The organism is Akkermansia sp. UNK.MGS-1, from assembly GCF_000980515.1.
Lineage (GTDB): Bacteria > Verrucomicrobiota > Verrucomicrobiia > Verrucomicrobiales > Akkermansiaceae > Akkermansia > Akkermansia muciniphila.
In genome coordinates, this window is the sequence record NZ_LBCB01000001.1 from 17,340 (window position 1) to 33,828 (window position 16,489).

Annotated in this window: 17 protein-coding genes; 9 read left to right on the forward strand and 8 right to left on the reverse strand. The window is 55.5% G+C overall.

Going from position 1 to position 16,489, the window contains the following annotated elements:
- Nucleotides 1-111: 111 nt before the first annotated feature.
- The 6 genes from WW58_RS00075 to WW58_RS00100 all read left to right on the forward strand — a co-directional run bounded on the left by WW58_RS00075 (nt 112) and on the right by WW58_RS00100 (nt 6,387).
- Nucleotides 112-453: an ArsR/SmtB family transcription factor gene (locus WW58_RS00075; protein WP_288143374.1), complete on the forward strand. Its 342-nt coding sequence runs from the start codon at nt 112-114 to the stop codon at nt 451-453.
- Nucleotides 454-528: 75 nt separating this feature from the next.
- Entirely contained in the window at nt 529-1,362 is an 834-nt protein-coding gene (locus WW58_RS12600) for an MTH895/ArsE family thioredoxin-like protein (RefSeq protein WP_288143375.1), read from the forward strand.
- Nucleotides 1,363-1,392: 30 nt separating this feature from the next.
- Complete coding sequence (locus tag WW58_RS00085; RefSeq protein ID WP_046434323.1) at nt 1,393-2,079, forward strand: aromatic aminobenezylarsenical efflux permease ArsG family transporter; 687 nt, start codon at nt 1,393-1,395, stop codon at nt 2,077-2,079.
- 28 nt (nt 2,080-2,107) lie between these two features.
- Nucleotides 2,108-3,082 (forward strand): permease, encoded by a 975-nt coding sequence (locus WW58_RS00090; protein WP_046434579.1) that lies wholly within the window; start codon nt 2,108-2,110, stop codon nt 3,080-3,082.
- A 125-nt stretch (nt 3,083-3,207) separates the two neighbouring features.
- Nucleotides 3,208-4,263, forward strand: coding sequence for a 3'-5' exoribonuclease YhaM family protein (locus tag WW58_RS12605; RefSeq protein ID WP_180975825.1), 1,056 nt, complete (start codon nt 3,208-3,210; stop codon nt 4,261-4,263).
- A gap of 12 nt (nt 4,264-4,275) precedes the next feature.
- Complete coding sequence (locus tag WW58_RS00100) at nt 4,276-6,387, forward strand: ComEC/Rec2 family competence protein (RefSeq protein WP_102758654.1); 2,112 nt, start codon at nt 4,276-4,278, stop codon at nt 6,385-6,387.
- Here the strand turns inward: WW58_RS00100 and miaB are convergent.
- The 3 genes from miaB to WW58_RS00115 are packed head-to-tail and all read right to left on the reverse strand — an operon-like array spanning nt 6,350 to nt 9,297.
- Nucleotides 6,350-7,726, reverse strand: a complete 1,377-nt coding sequence (gene miaB / locus WW58_RS00105; protein WP_046434325.1) for a tRNA (N6-isopentenyl adenosine(37)-C2)-methylthiotransferase MiaB — start codon at nt 7,724-7,726, stop codon at nt 6,350-6,352. The two genes, WW58_RS00100 and miaB, sit on opposite strands and share 38 nt — an antisense overlap.
- 8 nt (nt 7,727-7,734) lie before the next feature.
- Nucleotides 7,735-8,958 (reverse strand): class I SAM-dependent RNA methyltransferase, encoded by a 1,224-nt coding sequence (locus tag WW58_RS00110; protein ID WP_046434327.1) that lies wholly within the window; start codon nt 8,956-8,958, stop codon nt 7,735-7,737.
- A gap of 15 nt (nt 8,959-8,973) precedes the next feature.
- Nucleotides 8,974-9,297 carry a hypothetical protein gene (locus tag WW58_RS00115; protein ID WP_012419899.1) on the reverse strand — a complete coding sequence of 108 codons (324 nt, stop codon included), beginning with the start codon at nt 9,295-9,297 and terminating at the stop codon, nt 8,974-8,976.
- A 145-nt stretch (nt 9,298-9,442) separates the two neighbouring features.
- On the opposite strand from WW58_RS00115, the gene WW58_RS00120 reads away from it, so the two are divergent.
- A complete protein-coding gene (locus WW58_RS00120; protein WP_046434333.1) occupies nt 9,443-10,015 on the forward strand; it encodes a thioredoxin family protein in 573 nt (190 codons plus the stop codon).
- A 178-nt stretch (nt 10,016-10,193) separates the two neighbouring features.
- Here WW58_RS00120 and WW58_RS00125 read toward each other — a convergent pair whose 3' ends face one another.
- Nucleotides 10,194-11,657, reverse strand: a complete 1,464-nt coding sequence (locus WW58_RS00125; protein WP_046434335.1) for a hypothetical protein — start codon at nt 11,655-11,657, stop codon at nt 10,194-10,196.
- 154 nt (nt 11,658-11,811) lie between these two features.
- Here WW58_RS00125 and WW58_RS00130 point away from each other — a divergent pair, with 154 nt between their 5' ends.
- Nucleotides 11,812-12,084: an HU family DNA-binding protein gene (locus tag WW58_RS00130; RefSeq protein ID WP_046434337.1), complete on the forward strand. Its 273-nt coding sequence runs from the start codon at nt 11,812-11,814 to the stop codon at nt 12,082-12,084.
- Between the two features lie 129 nt (nt 12,085-12,213).
- Complete coding sequence (locus WW58_RS00135; RefSeq protein ID WP_046434339.1) at nt 12,214-14,367, forward strand: alpha-galactosidase; 2,154 nt, start codon at nt 12,214-12,216, stop codon at nt 14,365-14,367.
- Nucleotides 14,368-14,522: 155 nt separating this feature from the next.
- Here the strand turns inward: WW58_RS00135 and WW58_RS00140 are convergent, their stop codons facing one another.
- The 4 genes from WW58_RS00140 to WW58_RS00155 all read right to left on the reverse strand — a co-directional run bounded on the left by WW58_RS00140 (nt 14,523) and on the right by WW58_RS00155 (nt 16,489).
- On the reverse strand, nt 14,523-14,954 hold the full coding sequence (locus tag WW58_RS00140; RefSeq protein WP_046434342.1) for a hypothetical protein: 432 nt from the start codon (nt 14,952-14,954) through the stop codon (nt 14,523-14,525).
- A gap of 59 nt (nt 14,955-15,013) precedes the next feature.
- Complete coding sequence (locus tag WW58_RS00145; RefSeq protein WP_046434343.1) at nt 15,014-15,457, reverse strand: hypothetical protein; 444 nt, start codon at nt 15,455-15,457, stop codon at nt 15,014-15,016.
- 98 nt (nt 15,458-15,555) lie between these two features.
- Entirely contained in the window at nt 15,556-15,945 is a 390-nt protein-coding gene (locus WW58_RS00150) for a hypothetical protein (RefSeq protein WP_146023928.1), read from the reverse strand.
- 55 nt (nt 15,946-16,000) lie between these two features.
- Nucleotides 16,001-16,489, reverse strand: coding sequence for a hypothetical protein (locus tag WW58_RS00155; RefSeq protein ID WP_143247088.1), 489 nt, complete (start codon nt 16,487-16,489; stop codon nt 16,001-16,003).

Consider the following 16,489-nt stretch of genomic DNA (forward strand, 5'->3'; position numbering starts at 1 on the left):
CTGTCCAGCATGGGGATAGTTTTCAAGGCTGTTGCCGTAGGATACCGTGTTTGCGCGGCGCGCCATGGACGTAACGAAAAATAGATTTACATTTTTATATTTTTCAAAATAATGAATCCATCGTTTATGCCTGATTGCTCCTGTACACATTCTTCGCTCCCGGCTTCCTCCGTCAAGGATCTGATACCTCTTGCCGGTGTATTCAAGGCATTGGGGCATCCCGTCCGTTTGATGATCGTGGAGATGCTTCTGGATGGGGAACGCTGCGTCTGCGAACTGCAAAAAGATTCCGGGCGCGATATGTCCACGATTTCCAGCCACTTGAATGTGTTGAAGAACAATCGTGTGCTCTCTTGTGAACAGCGGGGGAAGAATGTGTATTATTCCCTGTGTTGTCCGTGCCTTCGCCAGGTATTAGACTGTTTGAAGGAAAGTCCCATTCTGCGGAGATAAGGACATGATACTCTAGTTTCTTCTGATTTCTACACAAACACTTTGATATTCTTCAAAATCTAAATCAATAATACCATGAACAACATTGTCGTTTACGGACCGGGATGCGCCAAGTGCACTGCACTGGCGGATGTGACGAAGCAAGCCATGCAGGAACTCCATTTGGACGCTTCTCTGGAAAAAGTGACGGATGCCATGCAATTTGCCGTAGCGGGGGTACTCGTGACCCCGGCGTTGGCTGTGGATGGCAAGGTATTTGTTTCGGGGAGAGTTCCATCCAAGGATGAAATCAAGAAGATTCTTCAAGAGACCATTCAGGCTGATTCTTCCCGGCAGAAATCCTGCTGTTGTTCCGGCGTAGCAGAATCTGCGTTACCTCAAGAAAATGATTCTCATGCGAAAGAGGTATCATGTTGCGGAGGGAGCTGTTGCAGCAGTGAGGCATCCAAAGGATGCTCCGGATGGAAAAAGGCTGTAGTCTGGATGGTTGCCCTGCTCATCCTGCTTGCCATCGTCAAAGTTATCAACCACCAGGGAGCTGAAAACCGTGAAGAACCAGCCGCCACAACTGTGACGATGAAATCCGGGGTAGAGGCGGTTTATTACGAATATGGGGCGAGATGCCCAACCTGCATCCGTATGGAGACATGGACGAAGGAGGCGATCGAAAAGAATTTTCCGATTCAGCTTAAGGAAGGCAAGTTGGCTTTCCGCGCCATTCCCGCCGACAAGGACGCCGTTGGCAAGTATGAATTGACAACCAAATCTTTGCTTCTCAAGGATTGGAAGGACGGCAAGGAAACGCGCTGGGTGGATCTGGATCGCATCTGGGACTTGAGTGGTAATGAACAGGAGTTCAAGGAATATGTGGTTCAGAGCATCCGGAAAGCACTGGATGACGCTCATTGAACGTTTACCTTCCTTCTAATATTTTCCGTGATGGACTGGCCTCTTTTATCTCTGCTGCCTATAGGCGTAGCGGCAGCCGTTTCTCCTTGTCCCCTGGCAACGAATATTGCCGCTGTGGGATTCATTTCCCGTGGCATCGGCTCCCGTCATCAATCAGCCATCGCCTCACTTCTCTATACTTTGGGCCGTGTGAGCGCTTATGTGCTGATCGGGTGGTTGGTAAGCCGGGGCTTGGCATCGGTCCCCATGTTGTCATTCTGGATGCAGGAGGAACTGCCGGTGTATCTGGGCCCGGTGATGATGGTGGCAGGGCTGATCCTTCTGGGGTTCATCCCGTTCTTTTCCCTAGGGAAAAAACCGGGAGAGGCAACAGCTCAAAGCCTTATGGCTAAAGGCGGCATCTGGGGGGCGTTTGCGCTAGGTTTTCTGTTCGCCCTAGCTCTTTGCCCTCCTTCGGCGGCGCTGTTTTTCGGAACGGCTGTCCCTTTGTCCATACAGGCTGGGAGCACTGGTTCCCTATTAGGAATTTCCCTGTTCGGCATAGGAACGGCCCTGCCCGTGGTCGCATTTGCCTTACTGCTGACATTCAGTGCGGAGAAAGCCGCTGCTGCCGTGCGCCACATGCCTAAAATCCAGCAAATCATGAAACTTGTGACGGGATGGTTCTTCCTGTTGCTTGGCGGGTACTGGCTGTTCAGCCGGATTCTTCTCGTTTGATTCTTTCTACATTACCCTTTCTTATTATATGATTCAAGATTTTGCCAACTGGCTGGTTTACAAGATGTTGGAATTTACTCCCCACACACAACTGGGGGAGGCGGTCAACTTTTTCGTGTACGATACGGTCAAGATTCTTTTCCTGTTATACGCGATCAGCCTCATCATGGGGGTGGTAAACGCCTATTTCCCTGTAGAACGCATCCGCGTATTTCTGATTACGAGGAAGCTTTACGGGCTTCAATATTTCTTCGCGGCTCTGTTCGGAGCCATGACGCCATTTTGTTCCTGTTCCTCCATTCCCTTGTTCATCGGATTTGTGAAGGGTGGCATTCCCTTGGGGGTGACGTTTGCCTTCCTGATTACGTCTCCTTTGGTTAATGAGGTGGCGATCGCCATATTCCTCGGAGCATTCGGTATCAAGATTACGGTGATCTATGCTGTTTCCGGCATCCTGTTGGGCATGGTCGGGGGTATAGTCCTGGAGAAATTCAAGCTAGAACGTTATTTGTCTCCCTGGATACGTGACTTGCTGGTTCAGTCGAATGCAGAGAGCAATGACTGGGAACGGAAAAAGACACCCTTCATGGGCAAATTGCCCGTTATCATGCGCGATGCCTGGGGAATCGTCAAGGGAGTGACCCTGTACGTGGTAATCGGCATTGCCATTGGGGCGGCAGTGCACGGCTATGTGCCTGCCGGATTCTTCGAAGAATCCATGAGCCGGGAAAATTGGTGGTCGGTGCCTGTCGCTGTCATCTGTGCGGTACCCATGTATGCAAATGCTGCGGCTATTGTTCCGGTGATCGAGGTATTTGTCGCAAAGGGAGTACCAATCGGAACGGCAATTGCATTCATGATGGCGACAGTAGGACTTTCCCTTCCGGAAGCCGCCCTTCTCAAAAAAGTGATGACCTGGAAGTTGATCGGTATTTTCTTCGGAACGGTCACGGCGTTTATCATTTTGTCAGGTTATGTATTTAATTTACTGATTTCTTGTTAAGAAAACCGTCATTGGATTATTTAGTCCATATGAATATTGGGAAAATAAGCGGTTTCCTTTTTTTATTATCGTAGTCCTCCCGCGTTTTCTTGACGGATGGAGGGAAGAGGGGCAAGATGGCACGCATGGAACAAGTCAGTCTCATGGAATTGGGCAAGCTGGCCGCAGAAGGCCAGGTTGAAGCGGAAGTTTTTGCCCAGATTGCCCAATGCGCGCAGAAGATGACCAAAGGCAACAAGCCGTATCTGGATGTGTCTTTTGCCGATGCGGAAGGGACCATGGGATTGAAGGTGTGGGAGGATAAACCCTGGTTCCGGACGCTTGCTTCGCTGCCCCTCCGCAGTTTTGTGAGCCTGCGCGGCCAATGGGCCAAGGGAGGGTTCGGCATGGAAGTTGCCGATTTGGACGTGCGGTTGCTGGACGAACAGGAAAAGGAAAACTTTCTGGCCGGCTCCGGAACCTTGAAGAAAAAGCAGGAAGCTGATCTGAAGGAAATCTGCATGTTCATCAAGGGCATGAATGATCCGCGCATACGCGCCCTGTGCATTGAATTCATTGAGCAGTTCGGGGAACGCCTCCAGCGCGCCGCCGCCGCCCGCACTTACCATCATGCCCGCCGCGGCGGACTGGTGGAGCACGTGGCGGGGATGATGCGCACGGCCTCTGCCGTCTGCCAGGCGAATCCGGAGCTGAACCGTGACCTTCTGCTGGCCGGGTGTCTGTTCCACGACTGCGGGAAGTTGTGGGAAAATTGCTACCCGAAGGAGGATTTTACGATGCCTTATTCGGAGGCCGGAGAACTGCTGGGCCATATTCCGCTGGGCATTGAACTGGTCAACAATTTGTGGAAGCGCATCATGTCCCTTCCGGAGGCGGATTCCTGGAAGACGCTGGACCCTCCTTCACCGGACGTGCGCATGCACCTGCTGCACCTGATTGCGTCCCATCACGGGGAACTTGCCTTCGGTTCTCCCGTGTTTCCCAAGACGCCGGAGGCGGTGGCCCTGCATTACATCGACAATCTGGACGCCAAGCTGGAAATGTTCCGCGGGGCTTATGAGACAAGCGAGGCCCTGGCTCCCAGAGTGCTCCAGCGCAAGGCCCCCCTGCCTGCCAACGTTGTTCTTCCGCTGCCTTCCGTTCTCCCTCTGGAGCCGGACGGCGAAGACGCTCTGCCGTAAGGTTCCCCCTGCATGGAAGAGGTTCGGCGTGTTCTTCGTCCGTGGCCGGAACGGATGACGGCATCTGCTCCCTTGCTGATTCCGGCTTTGTCCCTGCTGTGCGCCTGCGCGGCAATGGATGTTTCCCTTTGGTTCTGGATTCCATGCTTCTGCCTGGCGTCGCTGCCGTGTTTTTTACGTGCGCCCTCCATGGGGGTGCTTGCCGTTGCCCTGGCGATGTGGGCCGCCGTATATCTTTTCGCGTATGAACGGGAATACGCAGGCGTTCCCGTGGAAGCGGGGAGAGTCATGGTTATGGAAGGCTCCGTTGAGGCTTTTTCCGGAAAATCCGTGTTGTTTCGCCCGGATGGTTCCCGGTGGCTGTACGCGGTTTCCTCCCGTGACGGGGCCTGCCCTCTGGAGGCAGGGGAACGCTACCGGATCAGGGGAGAGGCGTATCCGCTTCAGGCGCCGTGCGGTCCCGGCATCTTTGACCGGGAGCGTTGGGGGTACCTGCACGGCATCATCGCCGGAATCCGGCTGGATGAGTACTGCCGGAACGGGCCGGGAGACTGGCGCAGCCGTTTCCGGGCTTTTTCCCTGCGGCTCCGGGAAAGGGCTGCCTCCCTGCTCAGGGAGGGCGCCCCTCCGGATGATGAGGCCCGGCAGGTGATGGTTTCCGCCGTGCTTGGGGACAAGACGGACGCGAGGCCGGAAACGATGGCGAAGTTTCTGGAAAGCGGCTGCATGCATGTATTCGCTGTCAGCGGCATGCATGTGGGCGTGGCCGCCATGCTGGTTCTGGGTATGCTGAGGCTTTTGCATGTGTACCCCCGTGCGGCCCGGCTGGCCTGCATCCTTTTGCTGGCGGCGTACGTGTTCGTGACCGGGATGTCCGCTTCCGCCCTACGGGCGTTCATCATGGCGACAGTCTGGCTTCTGGCGTTTGTGCTGCGCAGAAAGGGACATCCGGCCAATATTCTGGCGCTCGCTTTCATCCTCCTCTGTTTAATGAACCCGCTCCAGGTTTTCCAGCCGGGGTTCCAGCTTTCTTTTTGCGTTTTTGCCGTCATTGTCTGCCTGGCGGAATGGCTCAGCCGGGAAAAGCCCCTGTGGTCGCCGGACCCGTTTATTCCTCCCCGGATTTATCATGCGCGGGAAAGATTCCTGGTGCGGCTGGAAAAAGCATGCCGCGGCGCGCTGATCGTCTCCGTGGGGGCGTGGCTGGCTTCCATTCCCCTGACGGCATGGCACTTCGGAACCTGGAACCTGTATGCTCCCTTGACCAATTTGTGCCTGAGCGTACTTGTCTTTCCCCTTATGGGCATTTCCCTGTCCGGGCTGATGTTCGCGTGGTGCCCGTGGATGCTGCATGTCTGTAATACGGCCGCTTCCTGGCTGGCGTCCGCCATGCTGTCCGTAGCCGGGGGAGTGGCTTCCCTGCCGTACAGTTATCTTTCTTCCGCACCGCCTTCCGGGGAAAATGAAGCTGTTATCGTTCCCTTGCAGAAGGATGCCTGGGCCACAGTCATTTCCAATCCCGCATTGGTTGTGGGAAGCGGAACGGAAGATGCGGTGCGGTACACCCTCCTTCCCGTGCTGAAGGCGCGCAGTATCCGGCCCTGCGGCATGCTGTCCTGGGGAAACGGCAAAGCGGAACGGGCCGGAGAGAAAGAACTGGAGAAGGAATATCCCGGAATCCGGAACTGGGGCGCGGAGTTCGGGGAATGTCCCGTCCGGCAATGGAGGTTACGGCCGGGCAATGCACTTGTGCTGGAAGATTTTCCTGTCCCGTTGCGCACGGGAATCCGTCAGGACCGGAACCGGGTGTTGTCATGGGAATGCCGAGGGCGGCGGTTCCTGATGATAGGGAATACCGGGTTTTCTTCCCTGGCGCGTGCGGAGAAAACACCGCGGGCGGACGTATTGCTCATCGGGCATCATCCGCGCGACCCGGTGGACAGCGCGGCGTGGATCAGGGCCACAGGCGCCCGCGCGGTCATTTTCACGACGGAGCATGAATGCCCCGTACCGGAGGGAACAGCCGTATACCGTCTCCGGGAAACCGGAACCCTCTATCTGCGGATGGAAGAAAAGAGCGTGCAAATTATCCCCTGGAGGGGCATGGAACGCCGTACAGAGTAAATCCCGTGCTTTCCTCAATGCGGATGGGAAGGATCTCTCCCGCCAGGTCAGGGGCGGCATCCACCATGACGGGCTTGTTCTGGGAGGTCCGGCCGGAGAGGCGCGCCGCATTCGTTTTGGACGGCCCTTCCAGAAGAACTTCCTGCACGGTGCCTACCAGATCCCGGTTTTTCCGGATAGCTATTTCATTGACTACGGCCAGAAGATCCTGGTTGCGCGCTTCCTTCACTTCCTCCGGAATCTGATTCTCCATAACGGCGGCGGGTGTGCCGCGGCGCGGGGAATAGCGGAAAATGAATGCGTTGTCAAACTGGACCTGTTCCACGGCCTGCCTGGTCAGCAGGTAATCCTCCTCCGTTTCTCCTGGGAAGCCCACAATGATATCCGTGGTGATGGACAAATCCGGGCGTGCCTGCTTCATCCGGGAGCAAAGGTCCAGATAGGTTTCATTCCTGTACGGCCTGCGCATCATTTTCAGGATGCGGTCGCTGCCGCTCTGCATCGGGAAATGAATGTGGCTGCACAACTTGGGAAGGTAGGTGAACGCCTGCACCAGATCCTGGCGGAAACCGATGGGATGCGGGGAAACGAAGCGGATGCGCCGGATTCCTTCCACTTCATGCACGGCTTCCAGCAGCTGGACGAAGCCGCCCTTGCCGCCTGCCGTTTCCATCTGCCTGCCGTACCGGTTGACGATCTGGCCCAGCAGCGTGACTTCCTTCACGCCGGCGTCCGCCAGCATCTTCACCTCATCCACCACGTCCCGGATGGGGCGGCTGCGTTCTGCGCCGCGGGTGTAGGGAACAATGCAGTAGGCGCACTTCATTTCGCACCCCTGCATGATAGAGACATACGCCGTGGAGCGCACGCCGGGATTCAGGTGATCCCGGATTCGGTTCTGGGAATCCTCCTCTTCCGCCACATCGCACACATGCGTACCGGAAAAGGCGGTTTGCAACTCATCCATGCGGCGTTCCTGGCGCGCGCGCAGAATGCCGTCCACATGTTCAAATACGCGGTGGTATTTCTGGGTGCCGACCACGAGGTCCAGGCGCGGCAGTTCCTTGAACAGCTCCTCTTTTTTACTTTGGGCCATGCAGCCCATCATGCCGTACACTACATGCGGACGGTGCCGCTGCTGCTTGGCCAGAAGCCCCATTTTTCCCAGAGCCTTTTGTTCCGCCTGTTCCCGGATGGAACAGGAGTTGAACAGGATGACGTCCGCCTCATCCTCGCGGTCCGTCATGGTGTAGCCCTTCTGCACGAACATGCGGGCCACCTGTTCGGAGTCCCGTTCGTTCATCTGGCAGCCGTAGGTTTTGATATAAAGCTTGGGCATGGAAAAAATCAGGTATTTTTTTTCAGGGTGACCACGCATTCCAGATGCTTGGTCTGGGGGAACAGGTCAAAGGGCTGGACGGCGGTGACGGAATACCCGGCCTTGTCGAATTCCGCCAGATCCCGTATCTGGGTGGCGGGATTGCAGGAAACGTAAACGACTTTTCCGGGGCCGAAGGCAAATAACTGGGCCAAAAATTCCGCACTGCATCCTTTCCGGGGAGGGTCGATCACCACGGCGGTTTTTCCTGCAGGGAAATCCACCCGGGCAAAAATGGCTCCGGCGTCCGCCGCCAGAAATTCCGCGTGTTCAATTCCGTTGCTGCGGGCATTGCTGCGTGCCCAGTCCGCAGAAGTCTCGCTGACTTCCACGCCCAGCACTTTTTTAAATTTCTTCGCCAGGCTCAGGGCGAACAGGCCGGAACCGCAGTAGGCGTCCACCAGGAATTCCTCCCCGTCCATACTCGCCTGTTGGGCCACGTAATCCGTAAAAAGCGGAAGAATGAAAGGATTATTCTGGAAAAAGTCTCCCGCCAGAAAATGGAATTCCAAATCGCCCACCCGTTCGCAGGCGACGGCATTGTTATTGGTGATGACGGTTTCTTCCGAGGCCCGGAGCAGAATGGTGGCTCCCCGTTTGAACCGGGCGGCGGCCTGGTAAACGCTTTTGCGGGCCAGGGGCAGGGCTTCATTGATGCACTCCATGGCAATCGGGCATTGCGGCACGTCCACTACGTCCCTTCTGGAGCCTGCTTTCAGGAAACCGATGGCCGGCTTGCCTCCTTCCTTCGGCTTGTCAAAATGAGGCGTAATCTTGGAGCGGTAATGGTATTGGCGGGGGGAGGCTACGGCCGGATTGACGGGCAGTTCCAGCCCTGCCTGCAAGCGGAGCAGATCCGCTACCTGCCGGGTCTTCCAGAGAAGCTGGCGGTCATAGGAAAAATGCTGGTACTGGCATCCCCCGCAGGTTCCGAACAGGCGGCAGCCCGGTTCCACGCGGTCCGGGCTGGGGTTAATTACTTCCACCAGATCGGCGGAGGAATAGTTCCTGTCATTACGCCAGACGCGCGCCTTTACACGGTCTCCCGGCAGGGCGAAGGGGACAAAAACCACCCATCCGTCCACGCGGCCAATGCCGTCGCCTGCATTGGAAAGGGCGTCAATATCCAGTTCAAGCTCCTGGTGGTAGGAAAAAGGTTCGGGGTGGAAACCCTTGGGAATGGTCGCAGTCATGGTGGTGGGAAAAGATTATGGGGCGGAAGGGGTAATCAACTTGCCGTCCAGATCGTACAGCAGGGTTTCCGGCAGCCGGGGGGTGCGCAGTCCGGGGCGGAAATCGCCCGGCAAGACAGCCGGCCCCGGTGCGGATTCTTCATTCTCATCCTCTGGAAGAATCTCCTGTTGCGCCGGAGCGGGCGCCCAGGGTGCGGGCTGGTTGGCTGAAGCGGTTTGTTCCGGCTGAACGGCAGGAACTGGGGCGGGGTCCTGAGGTGCCGTTTCCTTGTTGGAGGCGCAGGAAGAGGTCCAGGCCAGCCCGGCAATCAGACAGGAGCGGATCAGGAGTTTTCTCATGGCGCGGATTCTTACAGCTTCATCCGGACTTGGCAAGTGAATAGCCCTGTTATGGACCGTGTAAAGGGCATTTCTTTTTTACTTGGAAACCGGGGAATGCTTGCTGTTTGACTCTTCCAGGATAGTGTTTATAGTAGGAGCACGTATGAGATTTTTTCTTTCTCTGTGTTGTTACGCTGCGGTTTCAGGGGTGTTTGCCCCACAGGCCGGCGTGGCGCAACAGCTTCCTCCCATTTTCGGGTTTGCCAATAAAGACAGGATACCTGAAGTTAATAAGTCGGGCAGTCCCGTTTTTGATAAACTCCGTAATGAAGCTATGAAGAAAAAGCAGCCGCTGGTAATTTATCTTACTGGTTCTTCGTGGTGTTCCCAGTGCAATATTTTTACCCGGGAATATATCAAAAAAACAAATTTCAAAAATGCCGCCGGGAAAAAATTTATATTTTGGCTGGTGGATACCAAACAGGTGCCGGGCAATTCTCCGGGGACGTTTCAATTTAAAATGGTTCCGGAAGAAGCCGCAAAAATCGTGGGGTGTGTGGATTCTCCCCGCGCGCCGTATGTGGTTCTTGGACCTCCCGCCGTGTTTATCATTGATCCTGTTTCCGGAAAATTGATCAAGAGCCTGTTCTCCAAGAGTGAAGTGGACAAGTATGGAAAACCTCTTGCCGGAATTATTGAAGAAACCTGGGTGGAGTTTTCCCGCAAGCCCAAATAGGAAACGGAATGTATGCGGGGAACGTCCGGTATTTTCATGCTCCAGCCAAGATGACGGGGAACAATTCCAAAAGTTCTTTTGTTTATTTATAGGAAGCGAAAAAATCCTCCCGGCATCCCTCCGGCTCCTTTAAAAAAGGCAGCGTGCGGAATCTTTTTCCGGGGCGGAGCGATTGCCGTTAAAAACGGTAAATGCAGCGCAGCCATGGGCGCGACGTGCCGGAATAGTAGGGATACCACCGGTGTCCGGGGTGGTGCATGGTGCGGCCCCATTCATCCTGACGGCGCGCCTGGGGCGCATAGAAGAGCTGCTTCCACTCCCGGCTGGCGAAGGAAGAAGGCTCTGTTTCCGAAGCCGGAGGCGCCAGAAACGCCTGGAAGGCGCTGGAAGAACAGCAATAATAGGGAATGTTGAACCGGGGCGCCATTCCGAACGCCAGCAGAAGCCATATCCAGACGCGGAAACCGGGACGCCGCGTCCAGGAGGAAGCCAGAAAGGCAAGCAGGCAGGCCATGACCGGAACGCTTCCTTTGCAAAGCAGGTCATTGACGTCTCCGTTCACGTAAAAAAAAGGCAGAATCAGGCCGGTTGCCAGAGTACAGATAAAGAGGGGATTCCTCTGGAAATCCCGCCAGCAGAACAGGGCGTACAGCAGGAATGAGGTCGCCATAAGCAGGAAATCCCCCGGACGCGTATAAAAAGGCCGCATGCCCATGTGGGAGGATGGCGCGTTTACCGCCCCATAATAAAGAAGAAAACACGTTCCCAGCAGAACGGCGGCCGAAAAGGAGGGATGGAGCAGGACATCCCGGAGAGGGAGGACGCCTTTCCATTGGCGGCGCCACTGGCAGGCCGCCAGGGGCAGCCCTCCAAGGGCCGCGAGGGGGGAATAAAAGGCCGTGGCTGCGAACAGAATAGGCATCCAGTATAGGGGCATGCGTCCTGAAGCCAGGAAGATGAAAAAGAGCAGAACAGGAATGGATGCGTTTGCGCTGCACATGATTTGTTCCGCCGTGCCGAAGTAATGCAGGCGGAACAGGTTCAGCCCCAGCCAGCACTGGAGATTCAGCAGAGAGCCGAATGCCGCCATCAGCAGGGCGAGCAGCAGGGAGCGGCGTCCGGAGAAAACGCAGAGCCACAGCCAGGAAAGGAACAGGCCCCAGGCTCCCCACAGAACGACAAGCATGCGCGCGGCGTCCAGCCCCGCCAGTTTTCCCGCCAGGGCTGGGACCAGCCAGAACCCCGTGTTGTAAATCAGCACGTTCCCGTCCGGAAAGATGACGGGCCACGGGCTGGCGACCAATTCACGCAGACAGGCATTTCTGACGATATGGTCAGGGTGCTGGTTGACCCACTCCCCCCATCCGGAAAGCGCCATCAGGGCGGCAAACGCCGCCAGGGCGAGAAATGAAGAGCGGGTGAACAGGGGGAAGGCGGGGAGAGAATCCCTTGTTTGCGGTTCCTTGCGTTTTCGGGGCGCCAGTCCCGCAGCCGTCAGGAGCGTGAGAGGGAGAGCGGCGTACCAGTGCATCCACCCGGCCAGGAATACCAGCACGGGCAGCAGAAGCCAGGCGCAGGTGTGCCACTTCAGCGCGGTTGCGTTGAACGCTTGTTCCGGGCACGGGGCATCAGCGGCAGGCATTTCCCCGGAACCTTAATGGGGCCGGCCTGCGGGGGCAAGGAGGAAACTCGCAGACCGGAACGGAAGGGGGCATTTGTATGGGTATGGTGGCAGGAATGAGCGCGCGCCGTTGCCTCTTTACCGGAAAAACGGGGCAGGTCATGCTGGGAGGCCTATGAATAAAACACAATTTATCAGGGAGCTCCAGCGTGAGCTGGGGAAGGACGTTACTTCCCGGCAGGCGGAACACGCGTTGAACGCGGTGCTGGAGACGATTGCGCGGTCGGTCCGGAGGCGGTCGCTGGTGAAATTCCGGGGCTTTGGCACTTTCCGCGTCAAGCGCCGCCGCGCCCGCATCGTACGCCATCCGGAAAACGGCGGCAGGCTGCTGGTGCATGAATCGAAAACCATGAAATTCCGCCCCTCTTCCCTTCTGTGGAAGGAGTAGGGAAGCCGTTCGGCAGCTCCTGTCATTTTGCCATTGACTTCCCCGTCCGCGGAGGCCCTTAATGTGGATAAGGCAGGAACATTTTTGCCTGCCTGCATAAGTAACTGGCCCCTTCCACGTTTGCCGATCATGACTCCGGATTCCGTTCATCTGCTGACCCGTTCCTCCCAGATGACCCTGTGCAAAGATGAACAGGGCCGTGTGCGCCGCGCCTATTACGGCCCGAGGCTGCATCAGCCGGAGGATGCCCTGGAAAACGCCGCGGATGCTCCTCTCCTGTATTCCTCCCTGGCGGATTCCGTAACAGGGCTTCCCAATGCGTCCGGCGAGTACTGCATTTGCGTGACCCAGGCGGACGGGGCCCTTTCCCTGAGTCTGGAATGCCAGGGTTGGGAAGTGCTGGAACTGGATGACGACCGGGAAGAAGCCGTCTTCTATGGGAAGGACCCTTCCTACCCTGTGCGGGTGGAAATCCACGTGCGCTCCCACAGGGAATCGGACACCTTTTTGCAGTGGGCGGTTGTTCGGAACGAAGGGAAAGAAGGCATCCGCCTGCACCGCGCTGCGTCCGCACAACTGGGTTTGCGCGCAGAACGGTACTTCGTCACCAGCTTCCGCGGCACCTGGGGCGGCGAGTCCCTGATGAGTGAGGAAGAAGTGGCCCGGGGGCATGAACTTGCCCTGGTATCCGGAACCGGCACCCGCACCGCCCAGGAGGGAAGCCCCGGATTCATCATCTCTCTGGACGGTCCGGCGCGGGAGGATTCCGGGGAGGTTGTTCTGGGGGCGCTGGCATGGTCCGGCAATTACCGGATATGGTTCCGGCACAGCCCGTATCATTACCTTTTTGCCGGAGCGGGACTGGATACGGCTCCCGCGCCCTATCTGCTGGACGGCGGCGGCGTGTTTGAAACGCCGCCCCTCATTCTGACGCACAGTAAAAACGGCAAGGGAGAGGCCTCCCGGCGCATCCACTGCTGGGCGCGCCGCTACGGCCTGCGCGGCGGAGGAACAGAGAGGCCAACCTTGCTGAATTCCTGGGAGGGGGTGTATTTTACCTTTACGGAAAAAGTGCTGCACGGCATGATGAAACGTGCGGCGGACTTGGGGATAGAGCTTTTCGTGCTGGATGACGGCTGGTTCGGCAACCGGTTCCCCCGCAATGACGCCCGCGCGGGATTGGGGGACTGGCAGGTGAACCGCGCTAAATTGCCCCATGGGCTGGAAGGCCTTATCCGCCATGCGGAAGAACTGGGGATACGCTTCGGCATCTGGGTGGAGCCGGAAATGGTGAACCCTCATTCGGAGCTTTATCAGAACCATCCGGAGTGGGTCATCGGTCTCCCGCATCGAGAAAACAGGCAGGAACGCAGCCAGTATTTGCTGGACCTGAGCAATCCTCATGTATGTAGGTACATTCTTGACGCCATGCGGAAGCTGCTTGGAGAACATCCGGGCATTTCCTACGTCAAATGGGATTGCAACCGCAAAATTTCCGACCCCGGCTCTCCCTGGCTGGACGCCTGCCGCCAGGGGAATCTGCCCATTGACTATGTGCGGGGCTATGAACACGTTCTTGATACGCTGGCGGCGGAATTCCCGGATGTGACATTCCAGGCCTGTTCTTCCGGCGGAGGCCGCGCCGACTATGGAACCATGCGGAGGCATCATGAATTCTGGACGTCCGACAATACGGACGCTTATGAACGCGTGTTCATGCAGTGGGGCATAGGCCACCTGTTCCCGGCTCTTTCCATGGCCGCCCATGTGACAGCCTCCCCCAACCACCAGACGGGCCGCTCCACGCCGCTCAAATTCCGGTTTGACGTGGCCATGTCCGGACGGCTTGGCTTTGAACTCCAGCCATGCGACATGACGGAGGAGGACATAGCCTTTGCCAAACGTGCTCTGGCGGAATACAAGCGCATCCGTCCCGTAGTCCAGTTCGGGGACTTGTACCGCCTATCGTCCCCGTATGAAAGCCGGGTGGCCTCCCTGATGTATGTATGCGGAAAACGGGCTGTCGTTTTCGCCTGGCTGATGGATAAATGGCTGGCGGATTCCCCTCCACCCCTGCGCCTGAAAGGCCTGAATCCTGCCGCCAGGTACCTGGTGCGGGAAATCAACATGAATGAAGACGGCTCTCTCACGAACGTTCACGAACAGGTGCTGGGCGGCGATTTCCTGATGGACGCCGGCATCCGCATCCGCTGGAAAAAGGCCTTCCAGTCCGTCTGCCTGGAGGTGGCGGAAACAAACCCTGATGCTCCGGCTTCATCATGAAATCGGCGTTTGGCGTGGGAGCCATAGCCGCCTTACTGATGTGATGAGTTAGGAGTTCTCTTAGAGGTGAGGGTATACAGCCAATGCGGCAGAAGACAGGCGCATTCCAATGCCGGTTTGCCGATGTTCTTCTCTTTTTCTACAGGAAAAGGTGATCATTCAATCTTGATGAGGCCCTCCCTGATGAGCCGGGCCGCTTCCCGTTCTATTTCCTTTTGATGTTGTTTCATGTAGGCCTGGTACGCTTCCTCAATATCGAAACGGATGGTCAGGACCCATTCTTCATCTTCGTTTTGCAAATAAAACTCTGAATAGTGGCGGCCATCCATGACATCATGTTCCTCGCCCTTCCCTCTGATGCGGTAATCTGGATAATGTTTTTTTATATATTCCCGCTGTTTTTCCAGGAGCTTGTCCAAATCCTTCTCATTAAACACAGCGGGATTGGTGATGACAGGGGTATCTTTTTCTTCTTCCTGCTGCTGTGCGTCCGGCTGCCGCGGCTGTTCTTCCTGCGCTGCAATTGGGCTGATGAACCCGGGCAGGCAGGAGACGGATAGGGCGAGTATGGTTGATGCAGGCTTCATGATGCTGGTCAGGCGGCGTGCGGTTTTTGCCTCTCCCTTTTATACAGGAAGCAATCAGATTATTCAATTTGAATGACGCCTTCCCTGATGAGTCGTTCCGCTTCCCGTTCTATTTCCTTTTGATGTTGTTTCATGTAGGCCTGGTACGCTTCCTCAATATCGAAACGGATGGTCAGGCCCCATTCCTCATCTTCGTTTTGTAAATCAAACTCCGAATAGTGACGGCTGTCAAAATAATCCTGCTCTTGCCCCTCTATGACGATTTTGTAATCCGGATAATGTTTTTTTATATATTCCCGCTGTTTTTCCAGGAGCTTGTCCAAATCCTTCTCATTAAACACAGCGGGGTTGGTGATGACAGGAATATCTTTTTCTTCTTCCTGCTGCTGTGCGTCCGGCTGCCGCGGCTGTTCTTCCCGCGCTGCCGCGAGACTTCCTGTTTTCAGCATAAGGAAAAACAGAACAATGCCCGTGGTCGCGACGAATTTCAGAGGATGATTCATATGGAATTCTGTTATGGTTTTTTCCTTGGGAAAACAAGAAAGGTCATGAACGTTCCAATGCTGGTTCGTGTTTCCTCTTCGTTACAGGAAAAGGCCGATCATTCAATCTTGATGAGGCCCTCCCTGATGAGCCGTGCGGCTTCCCGTTCTATTTCCTTTTGATGTTGTTTCATGTAGGCCTGGTACGCTTCCTCAATATCGAAACGGATGGTCAGGACCCATTCCTCATCTTCGTTTTGCAAATTAAAAAATGAATATCGATGACCATCAGAATAATCTGTATACTCTCCTTCAGCCCAGATTTGATAATCTGGGTAATGTTTTTTCACATATTCCCGCTGTTTTTCCAGAAGCTTATCAAAATCTTTCTCGTCAAAAATGGTAGGATTCATAATGACAGGAATATCTTTTTCCTCTTCCTGCTGCTGTTCGTTCAGCTGCCGGGGCTGTTCTTCCTGTGCCTCAATCTGGCTGATGATCCCCAACATGCAGGAGAAAAATATGGCGAATATGTTTGATATGGATTTCATATTTCTGTTCAGGTTATTGGTGGTTTTTGCAATCTTCCTTTAATTGTTTTTTTAAGAGATTACTAATTTTATTTATTCCTTCCTTTACTACATAAGGAATATCTTTTGGAGGATGGTAGTCCACTCCGGACCGGGATATATTGGTCATGTGGCCTATTTTCCATTCTGATTCTACCTTTCCGTGATGGACAAACCGATAGATATAAACGATATGCACGTGGCGGAAAGCCTTATCCGTTTTCAGATTTTCAGCCAGGGTAAGGAGGCCGCTCGCTTTTTTGATGGCCTGGACGGCTATTTCGCTCAATACTTTTTTGGAGATTTTTCCCAATCCTTTTTCTGCCGCGCCCAACGCAGCCGGTTTGGAACCGCTGGCGGTAGTATAGGAGATAAAATCACCTAGTTCGGCCTTGCACTCTGCTGAAGCGGGCAGGAAGCTGAAAGAGCAAAGGATCATTGCCGCGATATATGGCCATATTCGTATGGATGGTTTCTTCTTCAT